Raw genomic sequence first — 23734 nt, 5'->3', positions numbered from 1 at the left:
GCACCCATGACTGATACGACTCGGATCGACACGGTGTTGGTCGCCAACCGCGGTGAGATCGCGGTGCGCGTCATCCGCACCCTGAAGGCGATGGGCATCCGCTCGGTCGCCGTGTTCAGCGAGGCCGACCGCGACGCCCGGCACGTGCAGGAGGCCGACACCGCGGTGCTGCTCGGACCCGCCGCGGCGCGCGAGAGCTATCTGGTGATCGACAAGGTCATCGACGCGGCGCTCGCCACCGGTGCGCAGGGCATCCATCCCGGCTACGGATTCCTTTCGGAGAATTCGGCTTTCGCCGCCGCGTGCGCCACTGCCGGTATCGCCTTCCTCGGCCCGTCCGCCCACGCCATCGAGACCATGGGCGACAAGATCACCGCCAAGGCCGCGGTGTCGGAGTTCGGCGTTCCCGTCGTGCCCGGCATCTCCCGGCCCGGACTGAGCGACGACGAACTGATCGCGGGCGCCGAGGAAGTCGGCTATCCCGTGCTCGTCAAGCCGTCCGCCGGCGGTGGCGGCAAGGGCATGCGCCTCGTCGAGGACCCGAAGGATCTGCCCGCCGCGCTCGAATCCGCCCGTCGCGAAGCGGCGTCGGCGTTCGGCGACGACACCCTCTTCCTCGAGCGGTTCGTGCAGCGCCCCCGGCACATCGAGGTCCAGGTCCTCGCCGACGCGCACGGCAACGTCGTGCACCTCGGGGAGCGCGAGTGCAGCCTGCAGCGACGGCACCAGAAGGTCATCGAGGAAGCGCCCTCGCCGCTGCTCGACGAGGCCACCCGCGCCCGCATCGGTGAGGCCGCGTGCAACACCGCGCGCAGCGTCGACTACACCGGCGCCGGCACCGTCGAGTTCATCGTCTCCGCCGACAAGCCCGACGAGTTCTTCTTCATGGAGATGAACACCCGGCTGCAGGTCGAGCATCCGGTCACCGAGATGGTCACCGGCCTCGACCTCGTCGAGTGGCAGGGGCGCATCGCCGCGGGGGAGCCGCTCAGCTTCACCCAGGACGACATCACCCTCACCGGCCACGCGATCGAGGCCCGCGTCTACGCCGAGGATCCGGCCCGCGGCTTCCTCCCGACCGGCGGCGAGATCGCCGATGTCGTGGAACCTTCCGGCCCCGGCGTGCGCGTCGACTCCGGCATCCGCGCCGGCACCGTGGTCGGCAGCGACTACGACCCGATGCTCGCCAAGGTCATCGCCCACGCCGACGACCGCGCCGGAGCGCTGCGCCGCCTCGACCGGGCGCTCGCACAGACCGCCGTGCTCGGCGTCGTCACCAACGTCGACTTCGTGCGGTTCCTGCTCGCCGACGACGACGTCGTGGCCGGTGCGCTCGACACCGGACTCCTCGACCGTCGACTCGGCGACTACACCGCCCCCACGACCGCCGATTCCACGCTCGTCGCCGCGGCCATCCTGCGGTGGCTCGACCGCTGGGCGGGCGACACCACCGATCCGTGGGCGGTGCCCGACGGATGGCGCGTCGGTGCCCACCGGCCCGTCACGTCGCGGCTCACCTCCGGCGACCGCACCGCACATGTGCGCCTGACCGGAACTCCGGCGGCCGGTGTCGCTGAGGTCGAGGACGGCGAGACCTACCGGTTCAGCGCCGTGCTGCACGGCTCCGCTCTGGCGGTCGTGCTCGACGGCCGGCGTCACAGCTACCGCGTCGGCGAATCCGACGGTGCGGTCTGGCTTTCCGACGGTCACGGCAGCGTCGCCGTCCGCGAGGTGCGCGAGGCGTCGGTGCGCGGCGACGACGCCCACGCCGGCGACGCCGACATCACGAGCCCGATGCCCGGTGCCGTCATCGCGGTGTCCGTCGCCCCCGGCGACACCGTCACGGCCGGGCAGACGCTCGTCGTCGTCGAGGCCATGAAGATGGAACATTCGCTCACCGCCCCCATCGACGGCACCGTCGAACTGTTCGCGGCCGCCGGTGAGCAGGTCAAGGTCGATCAACTTCTCGTGCGAATCACCCCGCACGCCGACACGGAAGAGACAAAGTGATGACGGAATACCTGGCCACGGGCCAACTTCCCGACGAGTACGAGCAGCTGCGCAAGACGGTCGCCGACTTCGCCCGCACGGTGGTCGCGCCGGTCGCCGCCAAGCACGACGCCGAGCACTCGTTCCCCTACGAGGTCGTGCAGGGCATGGCCGAGATGGGCCTGTTCGGCCTGCCGTTCCCCGAGGAGTACGGCGGCATGGGCGGCGACTACTTCGCGCTGTGCCTCGCGCTCGAGGAACTCGGCAAGGTCGACCAGTCCGTCGCCATCACCCTCGAGGCCGGTGTCTCGCTCGGCGCGATGCCGATCTACCGCTTCGGCAACGAGAAGCAGAAGCAGGAGTGGCTGCCGCAGCTCGCGAGCGGCCGCAACCTCGCGGCCTTCGGGCTCACCGAACCGGGTGCGGGCAGCGACGCCGGAGGCACCAAGACCACCGCCAAGCTCGAGAACGGCGAGTGGATCATCAACGGCAACAAGCAGTTCATCACCAACTCCGGCACCGACATCACCTCGCTCGTGACCGTCACCGCCGTCACCGATGTGCGGGAGAACGGCAAGAAGGAGATCTCCACGATCCTCGTGCCGACCTCCACGCCGGGCTTCACCGCCGAACCCGCCTACAACAAGGTCGGCTGGAACGCCTCCGACACGCATCCGCTCACCTTCGCCGACGTGCGGGTGCCCGAGGAGAACCTCCTCGGCGAGCGGGGCCGCGGCTACGCCAACTTCCTGCGCATCCTCGACGAGGGCCGCATCGCCATCGCCGCGCTGTCGACCGGCGCCGCGCAGGGCTGCGTCGACGAATCGGTGAAGTACGCCAAGGAGCGCGAGGCGTTCGGCAGCCCGATCGGCAACAACCAGGCCATCGCCTTCAAGATCGCCCGCATGGAGGCACGTGCGCACGCCGCACGCACCGCCTACTACGACGCCGCCGCCGCGATGCTCGCCGGCAAGCCGTTCAAGAAGCAGGCCGCGGTCGCCAAGCTCGTCGCGTCCGAGGCCGCGATGGACAACGCGCGCGACGCGACGCAGATCCACGGTGGCTACGGCTTCATGAACGAGTACGCCGTGGCGCGCCACTACCGCGACAGCAAGATCCTCGAGATCGGTGAGGGCACCACCGAGGTGCAGCTCATGCTCATCGGACGGGAGCTGGGACTGTGAGCGAGACCGACACCACCGTGGAGAAGCGGATCGTCCAGCGTGGCCTGTGGTTCGAGGAGTTCGAACTCGGCGCGATCTACGAGCACCGCCCCGGCCGGACGATCACCGAGGCCGACAACACGCTGTTCACGACGCAGACGATGAACACGCAGGCGCTACACCTCGACGCCGCATACGCTGCCGAGACGAGTTTCGGTGAGCGTCTGGTCAATTCGATGTTCACGCTCTCGACGCTCGTGGGACTGTCGGTCGCCCAGCTCACGCAGGGCACGATCGTCGCGAATCTCGGGTTCTCCGAGATCTCCTTCCCCAAGCCGTTGTTCCACGGCGACACGCTCTACGCCGAGACGAAGATCGTCGACAAGCGCGAGTCGAAGAGCCGGCCGGGGGAGGGCATCGTCACCCTCGAACACACCGGTCGCAACCAGCACGGCGATGTCGTCGCCGTCGCCGTGCGCAAGACCCTGGTCCAGAAGAGGCCCACGACATGACCTGGGAACTCCCCGGCCCCGCATGGCTTTTCTGTCCCGCCGATCGTCCGGAGCGCTACGCCAAGGCCGCCGAACGTTCCGAGGTGGTGATCATCGACCTCGAGGATGCCGTCGCGCCGGCCGACAAGCCGGCGGCCCGTGAGGCGCTGATCGCCACTCCGCTCGACCCCGAACGCACCGTGGTGCGGGTCAACCCGGTGGGCACGGCCGACCACGAGGCCGATCTCGAGGCACTGCGCCGCACGTCGTACACGCGGGTCATGCTGCCCAAGTGCGAGAGCGGCGACGAGGTGCGCTCGCTCGCACCGCTCGAGGTGGTCGCGCTCATCGAGTCGCCCCTCGGGGTGCTCGCGGTGGAGGACATCGCCGTCGCCGAGAACACCCTCGGAATGATGTGGGGTGCCGAGGATCTCGTCGCCGGACTCGGTGGCAACGCGAGCCGTCACGCCGACGGGACGTACCGCGCGGTCGCGCAACACGCCCGGTCGGTGACCCTGCTCGCCGCGAAGGGTCACGCCCGCTGGGCGCTCGACTCGGTGTACCTGAACATCAAGGACACCGACGGCCTGTACGAGGAGGCGCTCGACGCCGTGGCGGTCGGATTCGACATCAAGGTGTCGATCCATCCGAGCCAGGTCGACGTCGTCCGCCGGGCGTACGCGCCCACCCCCCAGGAGGAGGCGTGGGCGCGGCGCGTTCTCGAGGCCGCCGAATCGGAACGCGGCGTCTTCGATTTCGAAGGGAAGATGGTCGACGCCCCGGTGCTGCGCCACGCCGAACGCGTGCTGCAGCGCGCGTCGGCCGCCGCCTCGGCATGACCGAGTGTCACCGGGGACGGTGACGCAACAACTGAGTGAGACGGTGGGCGCTGTCGAGCAGCGCCTCACCGAGTTCGGGCACACGATCGGGCCGGAACCGGCTCTCCACGCCGGTCAGACTCAACGCCCAGGTCGGGGCGCCGCGGTGATCGAACACCGCGGCGCCCATTCCCCAACTGCCCTCGACGATCAGTGCCGGATTGACGGCGTAGCCGGTCAGCCGTGTCGTCTCGATCCGTTTCTCCAGTGCGGGTCGCGCGTGGTCCGGTCCCCAATCCTGCGTGAGATCCACCCGCGACAGATGCGCCTCGATCTCCTGATCGGGCATGTGCGCGAGGATCGCCAGCCCCGCCGACGCCACCCCGAGCGGGAACCGGATCCCGATGTGGAGCACGTGCGAACGCAGCGGGAAGCTGCCCTCCTCCATCGCCAGACAGACCGTCTCGTCGCCCCGCCGCGCGGAGAGGAAGGCGCTCTCGCCGGTCGCGCGCGCCAGATCGCGCAGCACGTCGCCCGCGAGATCGGTGATGTCGTAGCGCACGGAGGCGAGCGATCCCAGCAGGTAGAGCTCGGGTCCGAGGGCCCAGCGTCCCGACGCCGGATCCCGGTCGACGAGCCCCTCGTCGGCGAGCGAGCTGAGCAGCCGGTGCACCGTGGGCCGGGCGAGATCGGTGGTGCGGGCGACCTCCGAGGTCGTCACCCCTTCCGGTTCGTGCGACGAGACGGTGCGCAGCAGGGCGGCGATCCGCGCGACCAGTTGACCCCGTGCATCGGACGACATACCTCGATTCTACGTCCACTCAGTGAACGCATATAGCGTCTCTGTTCGATGAACGATCAATTTCAGAGAGATTCCGGCAGGTACTTGTGTTCGCCACCTGCGGACTCTTTAGTAGAAACCAAGCATGCGACTGCGTTCATCCAGTGGACGTGATTTGTCCAGCGGAGCCCGGCGGCTCCCCCGGAAACCCGAGAGGTGAGAGTTGGCAACGAAAGTGTTCGAGACGGCGGCGGAGGCCGTCGCCGACATCCGTGACGGTGCGACGCTCGCGGTGGGCGGATTCGGATTGTGCGGTATCCCCGACATCCTGATCCGGGCCATCGCCGACGCCGGGGCCACCGACCTCGAGGTGTTCTCCAACAACTGCGGTGTCGACGGCCACGGTCTCGGAATCCTGCTGGGCAGCAAGCGCATCCGCCGGGTCACCGCGTCGTATGTCGGGGAGAACAAGGAATTCGCCCGGCAGTACCTCTCGGGTGAGCTCGAGGTCGAGCTGACCCCGCAGGGCACCCTCGCCGAGAAGCTCCGCGCCGGTGGCGCAGGCATCCCCGCCTTCTTCACCCCCGCCGGCGTCGGCACGCCCATCTCGCAGGGCGGACTGCCGTGGAAGTACCACGCCGACGGTTCGGTCGCCGTGGCGTCGCCGGCGAAGGAGATCCGCGAGTTCCGCGGCAAGCGGTACGTGCTCGAGGAGTCCATCACCGCCGACTTCTCGCTCGTGCACGCCCTCAAGGGCGACACCGAGGGCAACCTGGTGTTCAACAAGGCCGCGATGAACTTCAACCCGCTCGCCGCGATGGCCGGCCGCGTGTGCATCGCCCAGGTCGAGGAACTCGTCGAGCCGGGCGAGATCGATCCGGGCGAGGTGCACCTGCCGGGAATCTTCGTGAACCGGCTCGTGCACACCGGTGTCCAGGACAAGCAGATCGAAAAGCGCACCGTCAGCGCCGCGAAGGGAGCGTAGAACATGACCACAGCTGTCGAGACACTCGGCTGGACGCGCACACAGATGGCCGCGCGCGCCGCGCAGGAACTCGCGCCGGGGGAGTACGTCAACCTCGGTATCGGCTTGCCGACCCTGATCCCCAACTACCTGCCCGAGGGTGTGCACGTCACCTTGCACAGTGAGAACGGCATCCTCGGCACCGGGCCGTACCCCACCGAGGACTCGGTCGATCCCGACCTGATCAACGCCGGCAAGGAGACCGTGACGGTCAACCCCGGCGCTGCCTTCTTCGACTCGGCGCTGAGCTTCGGCATGATCCGCGGCGGCCACATCGACACCGCCGTGCTCGGCGGCATGGAGGTCTCGGCCACCGGCGATCTGGCCAACTGGATGGTGCCCGGAAAGATGGTCAAGGGCATGGGCGGGGCGATGGACCTCGTCCACGGCGCCCGCACGGTCATCGTGCTCATGGAGCACACGGACAAGCAGGGCAACCCGAAAATCGTCTCGGAGTGCTCGCTGCCGCTCACCGGTGAGGGCGTGGTCCAGCGCATCATCACCAACCTCGCGGTGATCGACGTGGCCGCCGACGGCCTCGTCCTGACCGAGTGCGCCCCCGGCGTCACCGAGGAGCAGGTGCGCGCCGCGACCGGAGCACCGCTCACCCTTCCCTGACGACCGGCCGGTTCCGCCTGCGGAACCACCGGAAGATCCACCCCCTGCGCACGGCCCCGGCCTCGGACTCCGTTTCGAGCCGGGGTCGCGTCGAGTTCAGAGCCGTGCGGGCCTCCTCACGACGACGCGCCCGCTCGACGGTCCACACCTCCACCATCTCCTCGGCGTCGACCTTGTGGATCGGCACGGGCAGTCCGCTCGGGAACCGCAGGCAGTCGGCGATCCGCCGGTTGAGATCGGAGACGATCTCGCGCACCACCTTCTCGCTGGGAGCCGACCCGACCGTGCCGGGCAGCCGCTCGATCTCGCGCCGCAACTGTAATTCGGGCGGCAGCAGAGCCTCCGTTGAAAGACCTTCGCGCGCCAGATAACTCTTCACCCACCACAGCTCGTCGTCGCCGTGGTCGGGGATGGGTTTGCCGTAACCGGGCAGATCGTCGAAATCGCCCCGGTCCTGCGCCACGCGGATCTGCCGTTCGATCCACGTCTCGAACGTCAGATCCCACCGCTTGCGCTCGGTCACACATCCAGGATGCCAGGGGCGGGCACCGGGTCCGGGCGGCTGTGGGTCCCGACCGCCACACGGTGCTGGTGTCCTAACCTGAGCCACGTGGAAGGACAGCGCGAGTCGCCGGTGCATGCCCGCCCGCCGGGCGACGGGGTGGACACCAACACGGTGCTCGGCAAGGTCGTCACCGTGCTGTGGGCGTTCACCGCCGACGACCACGTCCTCACCCTCGCCGAACTGGGTCGACGCACCGGTCTGCCGAAGGGGACGCTGCACCGCGTCGTCGGCGACCTCGTCGCCGTCCGGTTGCTCGACAAGGACCCGGCCGGTTACCGCCTGAGCGGGCAGCTCTTCGAACTGGGCCTGCGCGCCTCCCTCGAGCGGGGGCTGGTCGAGGTCGCCATCCCGTTCATGGAGGACCTCTACGAGCGCACCCACGAGACCGTGCACCTCGGCGTCCCCGAGGGTGTCGAGGTCGTCTATGTCTCGAAGATCGGCGGACATCGCCCCGCGTCCACGCCGTCCCGGATCGGTGGGCGAATGCCCATGTACTGCACCGGGATCGGCAAGGCTCTTCTCGCGTTCTCCCCACCGGAGCTGCTGGCCGAGGTGGTCGAGGCCGGATTGGCGCGCAAGACTCCCCGCACCATCACGACCCCCGGGCGGCTCGGGGCGAATCTCGCGACCGTGCTCGAGCGCGGGGTGGCCTTCGAGTTCGAGGAGTCCGCGGTCGGCCTGGCCTGTGTCGCCGCCCCGATCCTCGACGCGGACGAGCGTCCCATCGCGGCGGTGAGCGTCACCGGTCCCGTCACCCGGTTCCGTCCGGAGAAGCACGAGGGAGCGGTGAAGGCCGCCGCCGCGGGTATCGCCGCCACCCACGCCCGCCGCGAGGCCATTCGCAACCTCTGAGCGCGCACGTTCCACTCACCGGAACGACCCCCTGTACGGGGGCGGACCTCGCCGCCACGATGGTCGTAATCCATCGAACGACGAGGACGTGATGACTACCAGCTCCAACACCACATCAGCGGCGGATCGCACCCGCATCGCCGGTGCGGCGGCCGACCGTCTCATCGAGGCCACACGCAGCTCCACACCGTGCGGTCCGGTCCGCGACCTGCTCGGGGAGACCGACATCGACCTGGCGTATGCGGTGCAGCAGCAGCTCACCGACCGCCGGCTCGCCGAAGGTGCCCGCATCGTCGGACGCAAGATCGGCCTGACCTCCCCGGCGGTGCAGCAGCAGCTCGGTGTCGACCGCCCCGACTTCGGTGTCCTCTTCGAGGACATGGACGTCACCGCTCTCGACGAGGTGCCCAGTGAGCGCCTGCTGCAGCCGAAGGCCGAGGCCGAGATCGCCTTCGTCCTCTCCGCCGACCTCGACTCGGACGATCTCGATCTCGCGACCGTCCGCGCCGCCGTCGGCCACGCGGTTGCCGCTCTCGAGATCGTCGACAGCCGCGTCGCCGGCTGGGACATCAAGATCACGGATACGGTCGCGGACAACGCATCCAGCGGCCTGTACGTGCTCGGTTCGCAGACGCTCCCCCTCGACGAGTTCGAGCCGATCGACGCCACCATGCGGATGTACGTCGACGACGAGCTCGTCTCCGAGGGCAACGGCGCAGCCTGCCTCGGCGATCCGCTAAACGCCCTGCTGTGGCTCGCGCGCACGGCACGCGAGTTCGGGCAGCCCCTGCGCGCAGGGCAGGTCGTGCTGTCGGGGGCACTCGGCCCGATGGTTCCGGCGCCGCCCGGCGTCACGGTCCGCGCCGAGATCTCCTCGCTCGGCACCGTCACCGCGCGTTTCTCTTCCGAAAGCTCCACCGCACAGGAGAACTCATGACCACCAAGGTTGCCGTCATCGGGTCGGGCAACATCGGCACCGACCTGCTCATCAAGATCAAGCGACTGGCCGACGCCGAACTCGAAACCGTCGCCCTCGTCGGCATCGACCCCGAATCCGACGGCCTCGCACGGGCGAAGCGCCTCGGCATCGACGCCATCTCGACCGGTGTCGAAGGACTCGTCGAGCACCCGCGCTTCGACGAGATCGAGATCGTCTTCGACGCAACCTCGGCGAAGGCCCACGAGTACAACGAGAAGGTCCTGCGCCCGCACGGGAAGATGCTCATCGACCTGACGCCGGCCGCGATCGGCCCGTACACGGTGCCGCCGGTGAACCTCACCGAGCACCTCGACGCCCCGAACGTCAATATGGTCACCTGCGGTGGTCAGGCCACCATCCCGATCGTCGCGGCCATCTCGCAGGTCACCAAGGTGCACTGGGCCGAGATCGTCGCCTCGATCTCCTCGAAGTCGGCCGGCCCCGGTACCCGCGCCAACATCGACGAGTTCACCGAGACCACCTCGCAGGCCATCGAGAAGATCGGTGGCGCCACGCGCGGCAAGGCGATCATCATCCTCAATCCGGCCGAGCCGCCGATGATCATGCGCGACACCGTGCTTGCTCTCGTCGGTGAGGACCGCAAGGACGAGATCGTCGCGTCCGTCGAGGCGATGGTCGCGAAGGTCCAGGAATACGTGCCCGGCTACACCCTCAAGCAGGAGGTGCAGTTCACCGAGGTCACCGAGCCCATGGAGACGCTCACCGACCACACCGGCCCTCTGTGGAAGGTCGCGGTGTTCCTCGAGGTCAAGGGCGCAGCGCACTACCTGCCCGAGTACGCGGGCAATCTCGACATCATGACCTCCGCGGCGCTGCAGGTCGCACGCGCCGTGGCGGCACGCACGAAGGATCAGGTGACGGCATGACCGCGGCAACGACGACGACTCGCGAATTCGCAAGCGACGGAACGGCTCTGTACATCCAGGACGTGACCCTGCGCGACGGCATGCACGCCATCCGCCACCGCATCACGCCACAGGACGTCGCGAAGATCGCCGGTGCGCTCGACCGTGCTGGTGTGGACGCCATCGAGGTCTCTCACGGCGACGGTCTCGCCGGTCACTCGCTGACCTACGGTCCCGGCAGCAACACCGACTGGGAGTGGCTCGAAGCCGCTGCCGGAGCGATCAATTCGGCCACGCTCACCACGCTGCTCCTGCCCGGTATCGGAACCGTCCACGAGCTGAAGCGTGCCTACGAGATCGGCGTGCGGTCGGTGCGCATCGCGACGCACTGCACCGAGGCCGACGTCTCCGCGCAGCACATCGACGCGGCGAAGGAACTGGGCATGGACGTGTCCGGCTTCCTGATGATGTCGCACATGGCCCCGTCCGAGGAGCTCGCCCGCCAGGCGAAGCTCATGGAGTCCTACGGCGCCGACTGTGTCTACGTCACCGACTCCGGCGGACGCCTCACGATGGACGGTGTCCGCGAGCGTGTGCGTGCCTACCGTGAGGTCCTGAACGAGACCACGCAGATCGGCATCCACGCGCACCAGAACCTGTCGCTGTCGGTCGCCAACTCCGTGTGTGCCGTCGAGGAAGGCGTCATCCGCGTCGACGCGTCGCTGGCCGGACACGGTGCCGGTGCCGGCAACTGCCCGATCGAGCCCTTCGTCGCCGTCGCCGACCTGCTCGGCTGGAAGCACTCGTGCGATCTGTTCGGGCTGCAGGACGCCGCCGACGATCTCGTGCGCCCGCTGCAGGACCGTCCGGTGCAGGTCGACCGCGAGACCCTCACCCTCGGCTACGCCGGCGTGTACTCGAGCTTCCTGCGTCACGCCGAGACCGCCGCGAGCATCTACGGTCTCGACACCCGCGACATCCTCGTCGAGATCGGCCGTCGCGGCCTCGTCGGTGGGCAGGAGGACATGATCACCGACGTCGCACTCGACCTGCGCAACCGCGCGGGGAACTGACCAGCGCCCGCGTGCATGTCTAGTCGGTCAGATCCCGGTAGTCCGGGTGCTTCTCGATGAACTTGTCGACGTACGAGCAGATCGCGACGATGCGCTTGCCGCGTTCGCGGACGTCGTCGAGGGCGAAACCGACGAGCTTGCCTCCGAGTCCCTGACCGGAGTAACCCTTGTCGATCTCGGTGTGGTCGAAGACGAGGCGGCCGTCGTCGGGGGGGTACTGGGTGTATCCGACGACGGCGTCGTCGTCCCGGACTTCGTACCTCTGTTTCTCGGCGTTGTGCACCACGGTCACGGACGAATCGCTCATGGTCTTCCTCTCACCGTCGACAAGCTGGTGTGTCCCACAGCCAAGCTGGTGTGTCCACAGCATAGAGAACGGGCCGCGGCGCAATGCCGCGGCCCGTTCTGCTGTGCCGGGTTATTCCGGCGGAGAGATGTGCTGGGCGAGGTACAGCGGTTCGCCGAGCTGCTCGATCAGATCGAGCTGGGTTTCGAGATAGTCGATGTGTTCTTCCTCGTCGGCGAGGATCTCCTCGAAGATGTTGGCCGAGGTGATGTCGCTGACCGAGCGCATGTATTCGGCTCCCTTCCGGAGCCGGTCGCGGGCCTCGATCTCCACCTGCAGGTCGGCCTCGAGCATCTCCTTGACGGTCTGACCCAGACGCAACGCCCCGAGGCGCTGGTAGTTGGGGAGTCCGTCGAGATAGAGGATCCGATCGGTGAGTCTCTCGGCGTGACGCATCTCGTCGAACGACTCGTCGCGAGTGTGCTTCGCGAGTTTCGCCCATCCGCGGTTGTCCTGCATCTTCGAATGCAGGAAGTACTGATTGATCGCGGTGAGCTCGGCGGTGAGTTGTTCGTTGAGCAACTCGATGACCTTCTTGTCGCCCTTCATGGCACCTCCCGGGGTGAACCATCAGGTTTACCGCCGGGTAGGGGCTGGCTACACGGCGGTCTCGAGTTCGATGGTCTCATTCCGCCGGCGGGCCTGCCGGATGATCGCGGAGATGTTCCGGACGCAGCTGCCACAATCGGTGCCGGCGCGGCACTTGGCGCTCACCTCGCGGGTACAGCGTGCTCCCGCAGCCACCTCTGCCTCGATGTGGTGGTGGGTAAGAGCGTGGCAACTGCAGACGATCATCAGAGCCACCTTTCTGCGACTGAGGGAACACTCACTTAGGTTGCCCAAACCTTACATCGGCTTAGGCTAGCCTAGCTTGTGATCGTAGTCACAAGAAGAGGGGGTCGGATCCGTGTTATGCCCAGGTCCGTCCCAGGGTGTGATACTGCAGCTACTGCTGTTGCAGGTGTTGCGAGACCACCTGGTTGATCCGGTGCAGACCGGGCGAGGTGAGGCCTGGGATCTGGTTCTCGATCGTGCGCACCAGCGACGAATCGTCGAGGACCTTCTCGCTCGACTGGATCAGGACGGTTCCGGCACCGGTGAAATCGAACTGCCGTTCCTCACCGGACTGCACACCGAAACGCCGCGCCCCGGCCGAGACGAATCCGGTGATCCACGATTCGTCGTAGTGATGGCTGGGGGACGGACAGTCGGCCCACCCGACGAGCGCCTCCGGGTCGACCCGCAGCGGCGGCTCGGCGAACATCACCGGCCCGTTCGACGACGCGAGGAAACGGCCCGTACCGATGAGGGTGAGGAAACCCGGGACGATCGACTGGTTGAGCGACAGGCCCGGTTCGAAGGCCAGCAGATTGGCCTGCCGGATCGTGAGGTTGCCGTCGTCGAGGTCGTACGAGTTGATGTCGTATCCGCGGTCGCCGATGATCAGCTTCCCGAAGCCTTCGGCCACGACGTAGTCGCCGAGATAGAGCGGAGCGGAGAACTGCTGGGCCACCATGTGCAGCAGGTGTCCTTGCAGCCCGTGGGTGAGTGCCGAGAACTGCACCTGACCGTAGTACGCGATCATCGCGCCCTTCGACAGGAACCAGGGCGTCTGCAGGTCGATGCAGTAGGCGTAGGGGTTGCCCGGCACGTTGTCGCTGCCGCCGAAGCTCGACGGGTTCAGAACGGTACTCACAGCTTCTCCTCCGATGCCTGCACGTAGACGATGCCCTGTCCGCTGCATTCGAGTTGCATGGCCTCCCCACCGGTGCGACCGACGTTCCGCCAGCTCATCGACGACTTCAGTTCGGTGCGGACCGGGCCGTAGGACGCCACGAACGCCTGCGGGTCGACGACCACGGGCGTCGGACCACCCACCTGAAGCTCGAACACGCCGCCATGGGCGAGCAGCACCGCCGCGCCCTGGCCGATCAGCTGGGTGGTGAACATGCCGGTGCCGGTCATCGCTCCGGTGGCGGCGCCGCGCAGCGCCCCGAGCAGACCCCCGCCGCCACCGCCCCCACCGGAGGCGGCGGCCACCGAGACGACCGTGGACTGCAGACCGGTGGTGTGGGCGAGCAGGCGCGACGCTTCCGCCCGCAGCTCACCGCCCGCGGACATGTCGACGATGTGCGTCTCGAGACCGCGGAAGCCGTAGTGCACGACACCGTCGCCCTGCGCGAGCATCGTGGCCTCGTGCTCACCCTGCAGCATGCGTCCCGCCATACCGGCGAGACCACCGAGACCCGGAGCGCCCCCGACGCCACCGGGAACACCGTGGGGGGAGAACCGGACGTTGCCGGTGTAGAACAGCATCGCGCCGCGGCGGGGCACGACGGGACCGGACTGCCGCAGGTCGACGCGCACGACCTTGCCGTTGATCTTCGTGAAGCTCATCTGTTCCTACCGTTCCGCCGGCTGGATGGAGACCACGCCCACGCCGACCCACTCGAGGGAGAACGCCTCGCCGCTGCCCTGACCGATGGCCGAGCGCCACGACACGTCGGTGACGAACGACTGCGTGAGCTGCCCCTTCGCGCACACGAAGGCGTCGGGATCGACGACGAGGGGATACTGCGGCGACACCTCGAGATGGATGAGCGGGCCCCCGGCGGAGAGCAGCGCGACCTGCCCGGTCCCCGTCACCGTCGTGGTGAACAGACCCTGGCCGCTCATGCCGCCGCGCAGACCCGCGAACGTCACGTTCGTGTTCAGATTCCCGCTCAGCGCCAGCAGCTGCTCGGACTCGACCTGCAGCGTCTCGTTGTTCAGCTCCAGCACCGTGACGTCCTGCGCCTGGTGCGCGAAGTAGACGACGCCCGTGCCGCTGCACTCCATGAGCGAGAGCCCCTCACCCGTCGCGCGCTGCCGCAGCCCGGAGAGAACACCCTCGCCACCACCGAAACCGGCGGACTTGAAACCGACCTGGCCCTCGTACGCCACCATCGACCCCGACAGGGCCCGGACGGACGAATTGTTCAGGTGGGCTTCGATCACCCTCTTGGTCTTCACGACTAGCCGCATGGCGGGAAACGATAGTCGGAAACGACTTCGGTGGAGTGAACCCCCGGTAGCGGGGCCCACTCCACCGAAGAACTACAGAGGACCTACAGTCCCAGATCCTTGGCGATGATCGTCTTCATGACCTCGTTGGTGCCGCCGTAGATGCGGGTCACGCGGGTGTCGGCGTAGAGGCGGGCGATGGGGTACTCGGTGATGTAGCCGTAGCCGCCGTGCAGCTGCAGGCACTTGTCGATGATGCGGCCGGCGGCCTCCGTCGCGAACAGCTTCGCGCGGGCGGCGTCGGGCACCGTCAGTTCGTCGCGGTCGTTGAGCTCGATCGCGTTGTCGACCATGATCTGCATGGCCTGCAGTTCGGTCGAGCACTCGGCGAGCACGAACTTGGTGTTCTGGAAGGACGCGACCGGCTTGCCGAAGACCTTGCGGTCCTTGGTGTATGCGATGGCGTGCTGGATCGCCGCGGCCGCGGTGGCGGCAGCACCGAACGCGATGGTGAGACGCTCCTGCGCGAGGTTCTGCGTCAGGTACGAGAACGCCTCGCCCTCCTTGCCGAGCAGATCGGCGACCGGCACCTTCACGTCGTCGAACGACAGCTCGGCGGTGTCCGAGGTCTTGAGACCGATCTTGTGGAGCTTGCGTCCGACCGCGAAGCCCTCACTCTTGGTGTCCACCACCAGGATCGACAGGCCACCGCGACGGTCCTCGGGGTTGTACGGCGAGGTGCGGCCCACGACGAGAATGCGGTCGGCGAGAGCACCGCCGGTGATGAACGTCTTCGCGCCGTTGAGGACGTAGTGGCTGCCGTCCTCCGAGAGCTTCGCGGTGGTCGCGATGTTGGCGAGGTCGGAACCGGTGCCCGGCTCGGTCATCGCGATGGCGAACATCAGCTCACCCGAGGCGAACCCGGGGAGCCAGCGCTGCTTCTGCTCCTCGGTGGCGTTCTGCATGATGTACGGCAGGATCAGGTTCGAGTGCACCGACGACGAACCGAACGACACACCGGCCGCCGACGCCTCCTCGGCGAGGATCACGTTGAACTTCAGCGACGTCTCGCCGCCTCCGCCGTACTCCTCGGGAACCTGGATGCCGAGGAGCCCGAGTTCGCCCATGCGGCTGTAGAACTCGCGCGGAGGATGGCCGGTCTCTTCCCACTCGGGGTAGACGGGCACGACCTCCTTCGCGATGAAGTCGCGGACGGTCTGCCGGAACGCCTCGTGATCCTCGTTGTACAGCGTGCGCTTCACGCGTTGTCCTTCCAGGGATGGATGTGATTGTGGGGGAGCACCTTACAGCGCGTAGCTGCGCAGCACACCCTTGCTGATGATCGTCTTCTGGATCTCACTGGTGCCCTCGCCGATGAGCAGGAAGGGAGCCTCGCGCATGAGGCGCTCGATCTCGTACTCCTTCGAGTAGCCGTAGCCGCCGTGGATGCGAAAGCCGGCCTGGGTGACCTCGGAGCAGTATTCGCTGGTGAGGTACTTGGCCATGCCGGCGGCGACGTCGTTGCGCTCACCCGAGTCCTTCAGACGTGCGGCGTTGACCATCATCAGGTGGGCGGCCTCGACCTTGGTGGCCATCTCCGCGAGGGAGAACGAGATCGCCTGGTGCTGGGCGATGGGCTTGCCGAAGGTGGTGCGCTGCTGGGCGTAGCGGGCGGCGAGCTCGAAGGCGCGGATCGCGACACCGCACGCGCGGGCCGAGACGTTGACACGGCCGACCTCGACACCGTCCATCATCTGGAAGAAGCCCTTGCCGGGCTCCCCACCGAGGATCGAATCGGCCGAGGCCTTGTAGTTGTCGAAGACGAGCTCGGTGGTGTCGATGCCCTTGTACCCCATCTTGTCGATCTTGCCGGGGATGGTGACGCCCGGGACGACCTCACCGAAGCCGGCAGGCTTCTCGACCAGGAAGGTGGTCAGGTTCTTGTGGGGTTTGTCGGAGCCTTCCTCGGTCTTGACCAGCGCGGCGACGAGAGTGGAGCTACCACCGTTGGTCAGCCACATCTTCTGGCCGTTGATGACGTAGTTGCCGTCGGCGTCGCGCTTGGCCTTGGTGCGGATGGCGGCGACGTCGGAGCCGAGTTCGGGCTCGGACATCGAGAACGCGCCGCGGACCTCACCGGTGGCCATGCGGGGCAGGTAGTACTGCTTCTGCTCTTCGGTGCCGTGCTGGCGGATCATGTACGCGACGATGAAGTGCGTGTTGATGACGCCGGAGACGCTCATCCAGCCGCGGGCGAGTTCCTCGACGCACAGCGCGTAGGTCAGCAGCGACTCGCCGAGCCCGCCGTACTCCTCGGGGATCATCAGCCCGAACAGGCCCATCTCGCGCATCTGGTCGACGATGGCCTGCGGGTAGGTGTCCGAGTGCTCGAGTTCCTGAGCGTTCGGGATGATCTCGCGATCGACGAAGGCGCGGACCGTGTCGAGGATCTCGGACTGGAATTCCGTCAGACCGAGGGTCTGGGCGAGGCGGGTCATGCGTGCTCTTTCTGGGAGATGCGGATGGTGCCGGATGCTGCGAGGGCGTCGATCTCGTCGTCGGTCAGCCCGAGATGTTCGGTGAGCACCTCGGCGGTGTCGTCGCCGTTGGCCGGCGCGGGGCGGACCTCGGGGTACCGGCCGTCGAAGGACATCGGGGTGCTCGGGGCGTGGTAGCTGCCGATGCGCGGCTGGTCGAGCTTGTGGAACATCGGGTTGTCGGTCACGCGCGGGTCGGCGGCGAGTTCGGCGAACGTGCGGTAGCGCTCGTGCAGGACCGAGGTGCCGCCCAGCGCCGTCTCGACCTCGTCGGCGGTGTGGCGCGAGAACCAGGCGCCGAACAGGCTGTTGAGCACGTGGCGGTGCTCGAACCGGGTGCCCTCGTCGCGGAAGTCGACGCCCAGGGCGGATTCGAGTGCGGCCACGGCCTCGGCGGTGCCGGTGAGCTCGGTGAGATCGCGGAAGTGGCGCGGCGTGAGCGCGACGAGCATGAAGCGTGCGCCGTCGCTGGTGGCGAAGTCGGCGCCGTAGGTGCCGTAGACGGAGTTGCCGACCTTCTCCCGGACGGGGCGGCCGAGCTGGGCCTCGGCGATGTAGCCGAGATTGCCGACGGTCGCGAACGCGACGTCCTCGAGCGGGAGAACGACTCTCGTTCCGGCGCCGGTGATCTCGCGACGGTAGACGGCCGAGGCAACCGACAGGGCCGCGTACAGGCCGCACGAGACGTCCCAGGCGGGCAGCACGTGGTTGACCGGAGTCGAGACGTTCTCGGCACCGGTGACCTGCGGGAAACCGGCGGCGGCGTTGACGGTGTAGTCGACGGCGCCGGTGCCGTCGGCGCGACCGAGGACCTGCACGTGGATCAGGTCGGGGCGGATCGCGGCGAGTTCGTCGTAGTCGAGCCACGAGCGACCGGCGGCGTTGGTGACCAGCACGCCGGCATCGATGATCAGGTCGCGGATCAGGTTCTGTGCCTCCGGGCTACGGAAATCCGCTGCGAGCGATCGCTTGCCCTTGTTCAGGCCGGCCCAGTAGATCGACTCGTTGCCGTCGGTGACCGGCCAGCGGCGGTAGTCGGCAGCGCCGCCGATCGGGTCGACCCGGATCACGTCGGCGCCGAGCGCGGCCAGGGTCATGCCGCACAGGGGTGCGGCCACGAAGCTGGACACCTCGACCACGCGCACTCCCGCGAGGGGTGCAGTGGACGAGGGCAGCTCGTCGGTGGAAGCGGTGGAGTTCATGCTGGGCTCGCTCGTCCTCGTCGCAGATTGTTTCGGGCACAGTCAGCATGCCCAGGTTTTGCCGCCCGGAACAGCACCGATCGGCTATCGCTCGGTTAGCGCAGACCAATACTCGATGCGGCTTGAATCCGCCGTGTGATGAGTCATAGGTTTCAGTGATCGATTCGTTCGCCTCCCGCTCTTTGCTTCAGGTGACATGGCTCACGTTCAATACATGCAGACGCCAGGCGTGACGTTCTTCCGACAGCGACATACCGATCGTTCGTAAGTCGGCCATCCCGCTCGAGTTCTGAAGGGACTCCCAGTGACCACAGGCGAAATCGCGCACGACAAGTCGGCAGCCGCCGGCGGGCCCGGTCGGCCGACGACCGGCTCGACCCCTCTCGTGACCCCCGGCCGCGCGTGGAGCATGACCGGCCTGGTCATCTTCCTCTACGTCGTCAACTACGCCGACAAGGCCGTCCTCGGCATCATCGCCCAGCCTCTGGCGCGTGAGCTCGGCATGAGCTCCTCCCAGATCGGCCTGGTCGGGTCGCTGTTCTTCGTCACATTCACCGTCGGCGGTTTCTTCGCCGGGCCGTTGAACAAGTACATGACCCTCCGCTGGGCCCTGCTGGCCCTCGGCCTGACCTGGTCGCTCGTCATGCTGCCGCTGGTCGTCAGTGCGAGTTTCGCGATGCTGGTCGTCACCCGCATGCTGCTCGGTCTCGCCGAAGGACCGAGCTCGGCGCTCATGCACACCGCCGCGTACTCGTGGCACCCGCCGGCCAAGCGTGGCCTGCCCGGCGCCTTCCTGGCCGGTTCCGCCTCGGTCGCCAAGATCGCCCTCGCTCCCGTCCTGACCTTCATCACCGTCGAATGGGGATGGCGTGCCGCGCTGATCTCGCTGTCGATCCTCGGTGCGATCTGGATGGGCTGCTGGCTCCTCGGCTGGAAGGAAGGCCCCTACACGACCCGGGCCGTCAAGGGCGCCGAGACCGCCGCTTCCGCCGCGCAGACCGAACCGTCCGTGCCGTGGCGCAAGATCTTCCTCACTCGCACCTTCATCAGCTGCGCGATCCTGATCATGGTCGTCTACGCGCTCACCACCGTCGTCCTGACCTGGCTGCCGTCCTACTTCGAGGTCGGTCTCGGCTACAGCGCTCTGCAGGCCGGCTCGATGTTCGCCCTGCCGTCCATCATCGGCCTGTTCCTCATGATCAGCTCGGGCACGGTCACCGACCGCCTCAGCGCCAAGGGTTACCGCTCGCGGGTCGTCCGCATCATCGTGCCCGCCGTCGGTGTGCTCATCTGCGGTGCCATCCTGGTCTTCCTCCCGTCCATCGGTACGCCGGCTCTGGCCGTCGCGGTCGTCTCCATCGGCTACGGCTTCGGCGCCATCGCGTTCCCGCTGATCAACGCCGCGATCTCCGAGTTGTGCCCGCCGCAGCAGACCGCCGGCACGATGGGTGTCTTCCTCGCGCTGATGGCGGTCGGCGGTCTCGTTGCCCCCTACGGCACGGGTGTCCTCGTCGACAACGCCGCCACCGCGGCGGAGGGCTATGCAACGGCCTTCCAGGTCATCGGTGCACTCGGTGCGCTCGCCGCGATCCTGGTGCTCTTCCTGGCCGACCCGGAGCGCGACCGCAAGATCATCCGGGCAGCCGCCTGACCTGTTCGGCATAGCTTCCGCCTAACGGAAGCTTCCGCCGAAAGACTTACCCCTACCGGCCGGGTGCATGGTCTCCTCGAATGTGAGGACCACCACCCGGCCGGTCGTCTTTTCCCACCACGGTTGCCCGGCAACCGTGTCCCGCAACAGCAAAGGACCGATTCGCATGCGCGATGCCGTGATCGTCGACGCCGTCCGTTCCCCCATCGGACGTCGAGGTGGTGCACTGTCCGAGATCCACCCCGTCAACCTGTCCGCCCACGTGCTGACCGCACTGGCGGAGCGGACCGGCCTCGATCCCGCCACGATCGACGACGTCCAGTGGGGTTGTGTGAGCCAGGTCGGCGACCAGGCCGGAATCGTCTCGCGCAGCGCCGTGTTCGCGGCCGGATGGCCGGTCACCGTCCCCGCCACCACCATCAACCGGGCGTGCGGATCGAGCCAGCAGGCCGTGTCCTTCGCCGCCGCGACCGTCATCTCCGGCCAGAACGACGTCGTGATCGCCGGTGGTGTCGAGTCCATGAGCCGTGTGCCGATGGGCAGCGCCAGCAAGGACGGTCAGCACTTCCCGCAGAACGTGCTCGACCGCTTCGAGGTCGGCGGCTTCAGCCAGGGCATCGGCGCCGAGATGATCGCCGAGAAGTGGGGTTTCTCCCGCACGCAGCTCGACGAATTCTCGCTGCGCTCGCACGAACTGTCCGCAGCCGCCACCGACGCGGGCGCCTTCACCGGCCAGATCGCCGTGGTCGGCGAGTTCGCCACCGACGAGGGCATCCGCCGCGGCGGCACCGTCGAGTCGCTTGCCAAGCTCGAGACCGTCTTCAAGGAGGACGGCGTGATCCACGCCGGCAACTCCTCGCAGATCTCCGACGGTGCCGGCGCCCTGCTCATCACCACCAGCGAATACGCCGCGGCGCAGGGCTGGACCCCGCTCGCACGCATCCACACCGCCGTCGTCGCCGCCGACGACCCGGTCGTCATGCTCACCGGCCCCATCCCCGCCACCGAGAAGGCCATCGAGCGTTCCGGTCTGTCCATCGACGACATCGGCGCCTTCGAGATCAACGAGGCCTTCGCGCCGGTGCCGCTGGCATGGCAGGTCGAGACCGGTGCGAAGCCCGACCGCCTCAACCCGCTCGGCGGCGCGATCGGTGTCGGCCACCCCCTCGGCGGCTCCGGCGCGATTCTCATGACCCGCCTCGTGCACCACATGCGCGACAACGGCATCCGCTACGGTCTGCAGTCGATGTGCGAGGCCGGCGGCATGGCCAACGCCACCATCCTCGAACTGCTCTGATCTCACGTCACCCAGCTGCTACGAATCCGAAGGAAACACTATGGAACTCAAGGGTCTGTCCGTTGCCGTCACCGGCGGAGCGTCCGGTCTCGGTCTCGCCACGGCACGTCGCGTCCTGGCCGCCGGCGGCAACGTCACCCTCATCGACCTCCCCGGCTCGAACGGTGAGGAGATCGCCAAGGAGCTCGGCGACGGCGCCGTCTTCGCCCCCGGCGACGTGACCGATTCGGAGCAGTTCGCTGCGGCTCTCGACGTCGCGCACGAGCGCGGCGGCCTGCGCGGTGTCGTGCACTGCGCCGGCGCCGGACGCAAGATGCGCATCCTCGACAAGGAGGGCAAGGCCGGTTCGCTCGAGGACTTCGAGTTCGTGATCCGCCTCAACCTCATCGGCTCGTTCAACGCGCTGCGCCTCGGCGCCGAGCGCATGGCCGAACTCGACCTCATCGAGGACGAGCGTGGCGCCGTCGTCATGACGGCCTCCGTCGCGGCCTTCGAGGGCCAGATCGGCCAGATCAACTACTCGGCGTCCAAGGCCGGCATCGTCGGCATGACGATCGTCGCCGCACGCGACCTCGCCAGCAAGGGCATCCGCGTCAACACCATCGCCCCCGGCATCATGGACACCCCGCTGCTCGCCCGCCTGCGCGAGGACGTCCGCACGTCGCTCGAAGCGACCGTGCCCAACCCGTCGCGTCTGGGCCGGCCCGACGAGTTCGGGCAGCTGGCCACGAACATCCTCGAGAACGGCTACATCAACGGCGAGACCATTCGCCTCGACGGCGCCATCCGTATGGCACCGCGGTGAACCGGGCGTCGACCATGACCTCGGCTTCCGACCTCGCACAGCGCAGGCTGTCGTACCCGGCGACGACGATGGCGGTGTGGGCACCGAGCCTCGCCGCCGTCTACGGCGACCGTCCCGCGGTGATCGACGGCGACCGGGTGCTCACCTACAACGACCTCGACGCACGCTCGGCGCAGTTCGCCGGCGTGCTGCACGAGGCCGGGGTGCGGGCCCGCGACGTGGTGCTCCTGCACCTCGGTAACTGCGTCGAGTTCCACATCGCCTACTACGGTGCGCTCCGCGTCGGAGCGGCGGTCACGCTCGTGAATCCGCTGCAGCCCGAACCGGGTCTGCGCCGGCAGATCGAGGAGACTTCCGCAGCCGCGGCGGTCACCGGTTCCGCACAGGCCGACACCCTGTTCCGGGCTGCGTCCGGAACGAGTATCCGGTTGATCGCGGTCGTCTCCGACGAAGCGGTCACCGCGCCGGGTGCCGTGCGCTTCGGCGATGCGCTCGAAGGACGTCCGCAGACCTTCGAACCGGTCGTCACCAGTCCGGACGATATCGCGCACATCGCGTACACCGGTGGCACGACCGGCATTTCGAAGGGCGTGCGAGTCCTGCACCGCAACGTCGTCGGCAACGTCACGCAGATGTGTGCGTGGCGCGCCGGGCACCAGCTGGTCGCCGATGTCGACGGGCGCATCTCGCTCGAACCGATCGGCGACCTGAAAATCGCCGGTGCGGTCCCGGGTCAGGGTTCGACGATCGTGGTGTCGCCGCTGTTCCACGCGCACGCGCTGATCAACACGTCGTTCCTTCTCGCGTGCGGCCTGACCCAGGTCCTCGCGGGTCGCTTCGATCCGGCCCGGATGCTCGAGCTGATCGAACGGTACGAGGCCGGCTACATCACCGGCAGCCCGGCGATGTGGCACGCCCTCGCTACGCATCCCGACGTCGAGACCCGCGACCTGTCCACCGTGCGGGTCGTGTCGTCCGGTGCCGCTCCGATCGACCACGTGACCCTCGGGAACCTCGAGCGTGCGTTCCCCAACGCACGTATCGCGGAGGGTTACGGGCTCACCGAGGGCACCTGCGTCGTCACGGCGATGCCGCTCGTCATCGACTCGGAGTACCGCCTCGGAAGCGTCGGCCTCCCGGTCTTCGACACCGAACTCGAGATCCGCTCGCAGATCGATCCGACCGTCGTCCTCCCCGACGGAGAGCTCGGCGAACTGTGGATCCGCGGACCGCAGGTCACCGACGGATATCTCGGACACCCCGAGATCACCGCGGAACAGTACGTCGACGGCTGGCTCGCCACCGGCGACATCGCCTACCGCGATGCCGACGGATTCGTGTACATCGCCGACCGGGCGAAGGACATGTTGATCTACAAGGGCTACAACGTGTATCCGCGTGAGCTCGAAGAGATCCTGGTGACCCACCCGAAGGTGTCCACTGCGGCGGTCGTCGGGCGGGAGGCAGGCGCGATCGGTCAGGAGCCGGTAGCCTTCGTCGTCCCCGTCGACGGCGAGGAGCCCGCCGCGGAGGAGCTGAAGGCGTACGTCGCCGAACAGGTCCTGCCGTACAAGAAGATCCGTGAAGTGGTGGTGGTCGACGCATTGCCGACCTCCGCCGCGGGCAAGATCCTCAAGACCGATCTGCGATCGCGACTGACGGTCTCCTGACCCC

General features: G+C 67.8%; 25 protein-coding genes. 14 read left to right on the top strand and 11 right to left on the bottom strand.

Features of this window, described 5'->3' with window-relative positions; genetic code table 11:
- The first annotated feature begins 6 nt into the window (after positions 1–6).
- The 4 genes from IM25_RS05615 to IM25_RS05600 are packed head-to-tail and all read left to right on the top strand — an operon-like array spanning position 7 to position 4482.
- A complete protein-coding gene (locus IM25_RS05615; RefSeq protein WP_065995846.1) occupies positions 7–2010 on the top strand; it encodes an acetyl-CoA carboxylase biotin carboxylase subunit in 2004 nt (667 codons plus the stop codon).
- On the top strand, positions 2010–3173 hold the full coding sequence (locus IM25_RS05610) for an acyl-CoA dehydrogenase family protein (RefSeq protein WP_024102433.1): 1164 nt from the start codon (positions 2010–2012) through the stop codon (positions 3171–3173). The genes IM25_RS05615 and IM25_RS05610 overlap by 1 nt, the downstream gene beginning before the upstream one ends.
- Positions 3170–3664, top strand: a complete 495-nt coding sequence (locus IM25_RS05605) for a MaoC family dehydratase (protein ID WP_019290589.1) — start codon at positions 3170–3172, stop codon at positions 3662–3664. The genes IM25_RS05610 and IM25_RS05605 overlap by 4 nt, the downstream gene beginning before the upstream one ends.
- Positions 3661–4482 (top strand): HpcH/HpaI aldolase/citrate lyase family protein, encoded by an 822-nt coding sequence (locus IM25_RS05600; protein WP_065995845.1) that lies wholly within the window; start codon positions 3661–3663, stop codon positions 4480–4482. The genes IM25_RS05605 and IM25_RS05600 overlap by 4 nt, the downstream gene beginning before the upstream one ends.
- A 7-nt stretch (positions 4483–4489) precedes the next feature.
- Here IM25_RS05600 and IM25_RS05595 read toward each other — a convergent pair whose 3' ends face one another.
- Entirely contained in the window at positions 4490–5263 is a 774-nt protein-coding gene (locus tag IM25_RS05595) for an IclR family transcriptional regulator (protein ID WP_019290591.1), read from the bottom strand.
- 202 nt (positions 5264–5465) lie between these two features.
- Here IM25_RS05595 and IM25_RS05590 point away from each other — a divergent pair, with 202 nt between their 5' ends.
- Positions 5466–6227, top strand: a complete 762-nt coding sequence (locus tag IM25_RS05590; RefSeq protein WP_024102430.1) for a CoA transferase subunit A — start codon at positions 5466–5468, stop codon at positions 6225–6227.
- A gap of 3 nt (positions 6228–6230) precedes the next feature.
- Entirely contained in the window at positions 6231–6884 is a 654-nt protein-coding gene (locus tag IM25_RS05585) for a CoA transferase subunit B (RefSeq protein ID WP_024102429.1), read from the top strand.
- Here IM25_RS05585 and IM25_RS05580 read toward each other — a convergent pair.
- A complete protein-coding gene (locus tag IM25_RS05580) occupies positions 6871–7407 on the bottom strand; it encodes a J-domain-containing protein (RefSeq protein WP_024102428.1) in 537 nt (178 codons plus the stop codon). The genes IM25_RS05585 and IM25_RS05580 overlap by 14 nt on opposite strands.
- Positions 7408–7545: 138 nt before the next feature.
- Between IM25_RS05580 and IM25_RS05575 the strand changes: the two genes are divergently transcribed.
- The 4 genes from IM25_RS05575 (at position 7546) to dmpG (ending at position 11219) form a co-directional block, all read left to right on the top strand.
- A complete protein-coding gene (locus IM25_RS05575) occupies positions 7546–8301 on the top strand; it encodes an IclR family transcriptional regulator (RefSeq protein WP_033097576.1) in 756 nt (251 codons plus the stop codon).
- Positions 8302–8392: 91 nt separating this feature from the next.
- Positions 8393–9238 (top strand): 2-keto-4-pentenoate hydratase, encoded by an 846-nt coding sequence (locus tag IM25_RS05570; RefSeq protein WP_065995844.1) that lies wholly within the window; start codon positions 8393–8395, stop codon positions 9236–9238.
- Positions 9235–10167 (top strand): acetaldehyde dehydrogenase (acetylating), encoded by a 933-nt coding sequence (locus IM25_RS05565; protein WP_019290597.1) that lies wholly within the window; start codon positions 9235–9237, stop codon positions 10165–10167. Before IM25_RS05570 ends, IM25_RS05565 begins: the two co-directional genes overlap by 4 nt.
- Positions 10164–11219 carry a 4-hydroxy-2-oxovalerate aldolase gene (dmpG, locus tag IM25_RS05560; RefSeq protein ID WP_033097530.1) on the top strand — a complete coding sequence of 352 codons (1056 nt, stop codon included), beginning with the start codon at positions 10164–10166 and terminating at the stop codon, positions 11217–11219. The genes IM25_RS05565 and dmpG overlap by 4 nt, the downstream gene beginning before the upstream one ends.
- A gap of 19 nt (positions 11220–11238) precedes the next feature.
- On the opposite strand, the gene IM25_RS05555 is transcribed toward dmpG, so the two are convergent.
- From IM25_RS05555 to IM25_RS05515, 9 genes are all read right to left on the bottom strand, one after another.
- Entirely contained in the window at positions 11239–11526 is a 288-nt protein-coding gene (locus IM25_RS05555; protein ID WP_065995843.1) for a GNAT family N-acetyltransferase, read from the bottom strand.
- Positions 11527–11637: 111 nt separating this feature from the next.
- Entirely contained in the window at positions 11638–12114 is a 477-nt protein-coding gene (gene bfr / locus IM25_RS05550; protein WP_016693088.1) for a bacterioferritin, read from the bottom strand.
- Between the two features lie 48 nt (positions 12115–12162).
- Positions 12163–12360, bottom strand: a complete 198-nt coding sequence (locus tag IM25_RS05545) for a (2Fe-2S)-binding protein (protein ID WP_033097528.1) — start codon at positions 12358–12360, stop codon at positions 12163–12165.
- A gap of 151 nt (positions 12361–12511) precedes the next feature.
- Positions 12512–13261 (bottom strand): AIM24 family protein, encoded by a 750-nt coding sequence (locus IM25_RS05540; RefSeq protein ID WP_016693090.1) that lies wholly within the window; start codon positions 13259–13261, stop codon positions 12512–12514.
- Positions 13258–13962, bottom strand: a complete 705-nt coding sequence (locus IM25_RS05535) for an AIM24 family protein (RefSeq protein WP_065995842.1) — start codon at positions 13960–13962, stop codon at positions 13258–13260. The genes IM25_RS05540 and IM25_RS05535 overlap by 4 nt, the downstream gene beginning before the upstream one ends.
- Before the next feature lie 6 nt (positions 13963–13968).
- Positions 13969–14589 (bottom strand): AIM24 family protein, encoded by a 621-nt coding sequence (locus IM25_RS05530; protein WP_033097527.1) that lies wholly within the window; start codon positions 14587–14589, stop codon positions 13969–13971.
- Between the two features lie 83 nt (positions 14590–14672).
- Positions 14673–15830, bottom strand: a complete 1158-nt coding sequence (locus IM25_RS05525) for an acyl-CoA dehydrogenase family protein (protein ID WP_019290603.1) — start codon at positions 15828–15830, stop codon at positions 14673–14675.
- 42 nt (positions 15831–15872) lie between these two features.
- Complete coding sequence (locus tag IM25_RS05520) at positions 15873–17066, bottom strand: acyl-CoA dehydrogenase family protein (protein WP_006550736.1); 1194 nt, start codon at positions 17064–17066, stop codon at positions 15873–15875.
- Positions 17063–18307 carry a CoA transferase gene (locus tag IM25_RS05515; protein ID WP_033097526.1) on the bottom strand — a complete coding sequence of 415 codons (1245 nt, stop codon included), beginning with the start codon at positions 18305–18307 and terminating at the stop codon, positions 17063–17065. The genes IM25_RS05520 and IM25_RS05515 overlap by 4 nt, the downstream gene beginning before the upstream one ends.
- Positions 18308–18611: 304 nt before the next feature.
- Between IM25_RS05515 and IM25_RS05510 the strand changes: the two genes are divergently transcribed.
- The 4 genes from IM25_RS05510 (at position 18612) to IM25_RS05495 (ending at position 23730) form a co-directional block, all read left to right on the top strand.
- Positions 18612–19958 carry an MFS transporter gene (locus IM25_RS05510; protein ID WP_006550734.1) on the top strand — a complete coding sequence of 449 codons (1347 nt, stop codon included), beginning with the start codon at positions 18612–18614 and terminating at the stop codon, positions 19956–19958.
- A gap of 166 nt (positions 19959–20124) precedes the next feature.
- A complete protein-coding gene (locus IM25_RS05505) occupies positions 20125–21255 on the top strand; it encodes a thiolase family protein (protein WP_033097525.1) in 1131 nt (376 codons plus the stop codon).
- A 40-nt stretch (positions 21256–21295) separates the two neighbouring features.
- Complete coding sequence (locus IM25_RS05500) at positions 21296–22060, top strand: SDR family NAD(P)-dependent oxidoreductase (protein WP_006550732.1); 765 nt, start codon at positions 21296–21298, stop codon at positions 22058–22060.
- A gap of 14 nt (positions 22061–22074) precedes the next feature.
- Positions 22075–23730, top strand: a complete 1656-nt coding sequence (locus tag IM25_RS05495; RefSeq protein ID WP_033097575.1) for an AMP-binding protein — start codon at positions 22075–22077, stop codon at positions 23728–23730.
- Positions 23731–23734 lie beyond the last annotated feature (4 nt).

Source organism: Rhodococcus sp. p52, assembly GCF_000763325.2.
Lineage (GTDB): Bacteria > Actinomycetota > Actinomycetes > Mycobacteriales > Mycobacteriaceae > Rhodococcus > Rhodococcus pyridinivorans.
The sequence above is the reverse complement of the archived record's forward strand: the minus strand, read 5'-3'. Positions and strand labels throughout refer to the sequence as shown.

Bases quoted from the DNA above. Each gene is read 5' to 3' on its own strand.
- bfr (WP_016693088.1), bottom strand. From the start codon at position 12,114: ATGAAGGGCGACAAGAAGGTCATCGAGTTGCTCAACGAACAACTCACC.
- IM25_RS05505 (WP_033097525.1), top strand. From the start codon at position 20,125: ATGCGCGATGCCGTGATCGTCGACGCCGTCCGTTCCCCCATCGGACGT.
- IM25_RS05615 (WP_065995846.1), top strand. From the start codon at position 7: ATGACTGATACGACTCGGATCGACACGGTGTTGGTCGCCAACCGCGGT.
- dmpG (WP_033097530.1), top strand. From the start codon at position 10,164: ATGACCGCGGCAACGACGACGACTCGCGAATTCGCAAGCGACGGAACG.
- IM25_RS05585 (WP_024102429.1), top strand. From the start codon at position 6,231: ATGACCACAGCTGTCGAGACACTCGGCTGGACGCGCACACAGATGGCC.
- IM25_RS05555 (WP_065995843.1), bottom strand. From the start codon at position 11,526: ATGAGCGATTCGTCCGTGACCGTGGTGCACAACGCCGAGAAACAGAGG.
- IM25_RS05520 (WP_006550736.1), bottom strand. From the start codon at position 17,066: ATGACCCGCCTCGCCCAGACCCTCGGTCTGACGGAATTCCAGTCCGAG.
- IM25_RS05595 (WP_019290591.1), bottom strand. From the start codon at position 5,263: ATGTCGTCCGATGCACGGGGTCAACTGGTCGCGCGGATCGCCGCCCTG.
- IM25_RS05495 (WP_033097575.1), top strand. From the start codon at position 22,075: ATGACCTCGGCTTCCGACCTCGCACAGCGCAGGCTGTCGTACCCGGCG.
- IM25_RS05500 (WP_006550732.1), top strand. From the start codon at position 21,296: ATGGAACTCAAGGGTCTGTCCGTTGCCGTCACCGGCGGAGCGTCCGGT.
- IM25_RS05515 (WP_033097526.1), bottom strand. From the start codon at position 18,307: ATGAACTCCACCGCTTCCACCGACGAGCTGCCCTCGTCCACTGCACCC.
- IM25_RS05545 (WP_033097528.1), bottom strand. From the start codon at position 12,360: ATGATCGTCTGCAGTTGCCACGCTCTTACCCACCACCACATCGAGGCA.
- IM25_RS05610 (WP_024102433.1), top strand. From the start codon at position 2,010: ATGACGGAATACCTGGCCACGGGCCAACTTCCCGACGAGTACGAGCAG.
- IM25_RS05530 (WP_033097527.1), bottom strand. From the start codon at position 14,589: ATGCGGCTAGTCGTGAAGACCAAGAGGGTGATCGAAGCCCACCTGAAC.
- IM25_RS05600 (WP_065995845.1), top strand. From the start codon at position 3,661: ATGACCTGGGAACTCCCCGGCCCCGCATGGCTTTTCTGTCCCGCCGAT.
- IM25_RS05565 (WP_019290597.1), top strand. From the start codon at position 9,235: ATGACCACCAAGGTTGCCGTCATCGGGTCGGGCAACATCGGCACCGAC.
- IM25_RS05535 (WP_065995842.1), bottom strand. From the start codon at position 13,962: ATGAGCTTCACGAAGATCAACGGCAAGGTCGTGCGCGTCGACCTGCGG.
- IM25_RS05570 (WP_065995844.1), top strand. From the start codon at position 8,393: ATGACTACCAGCTCCAACACCACATCAGCGGCGGATCGCACCCGCATC.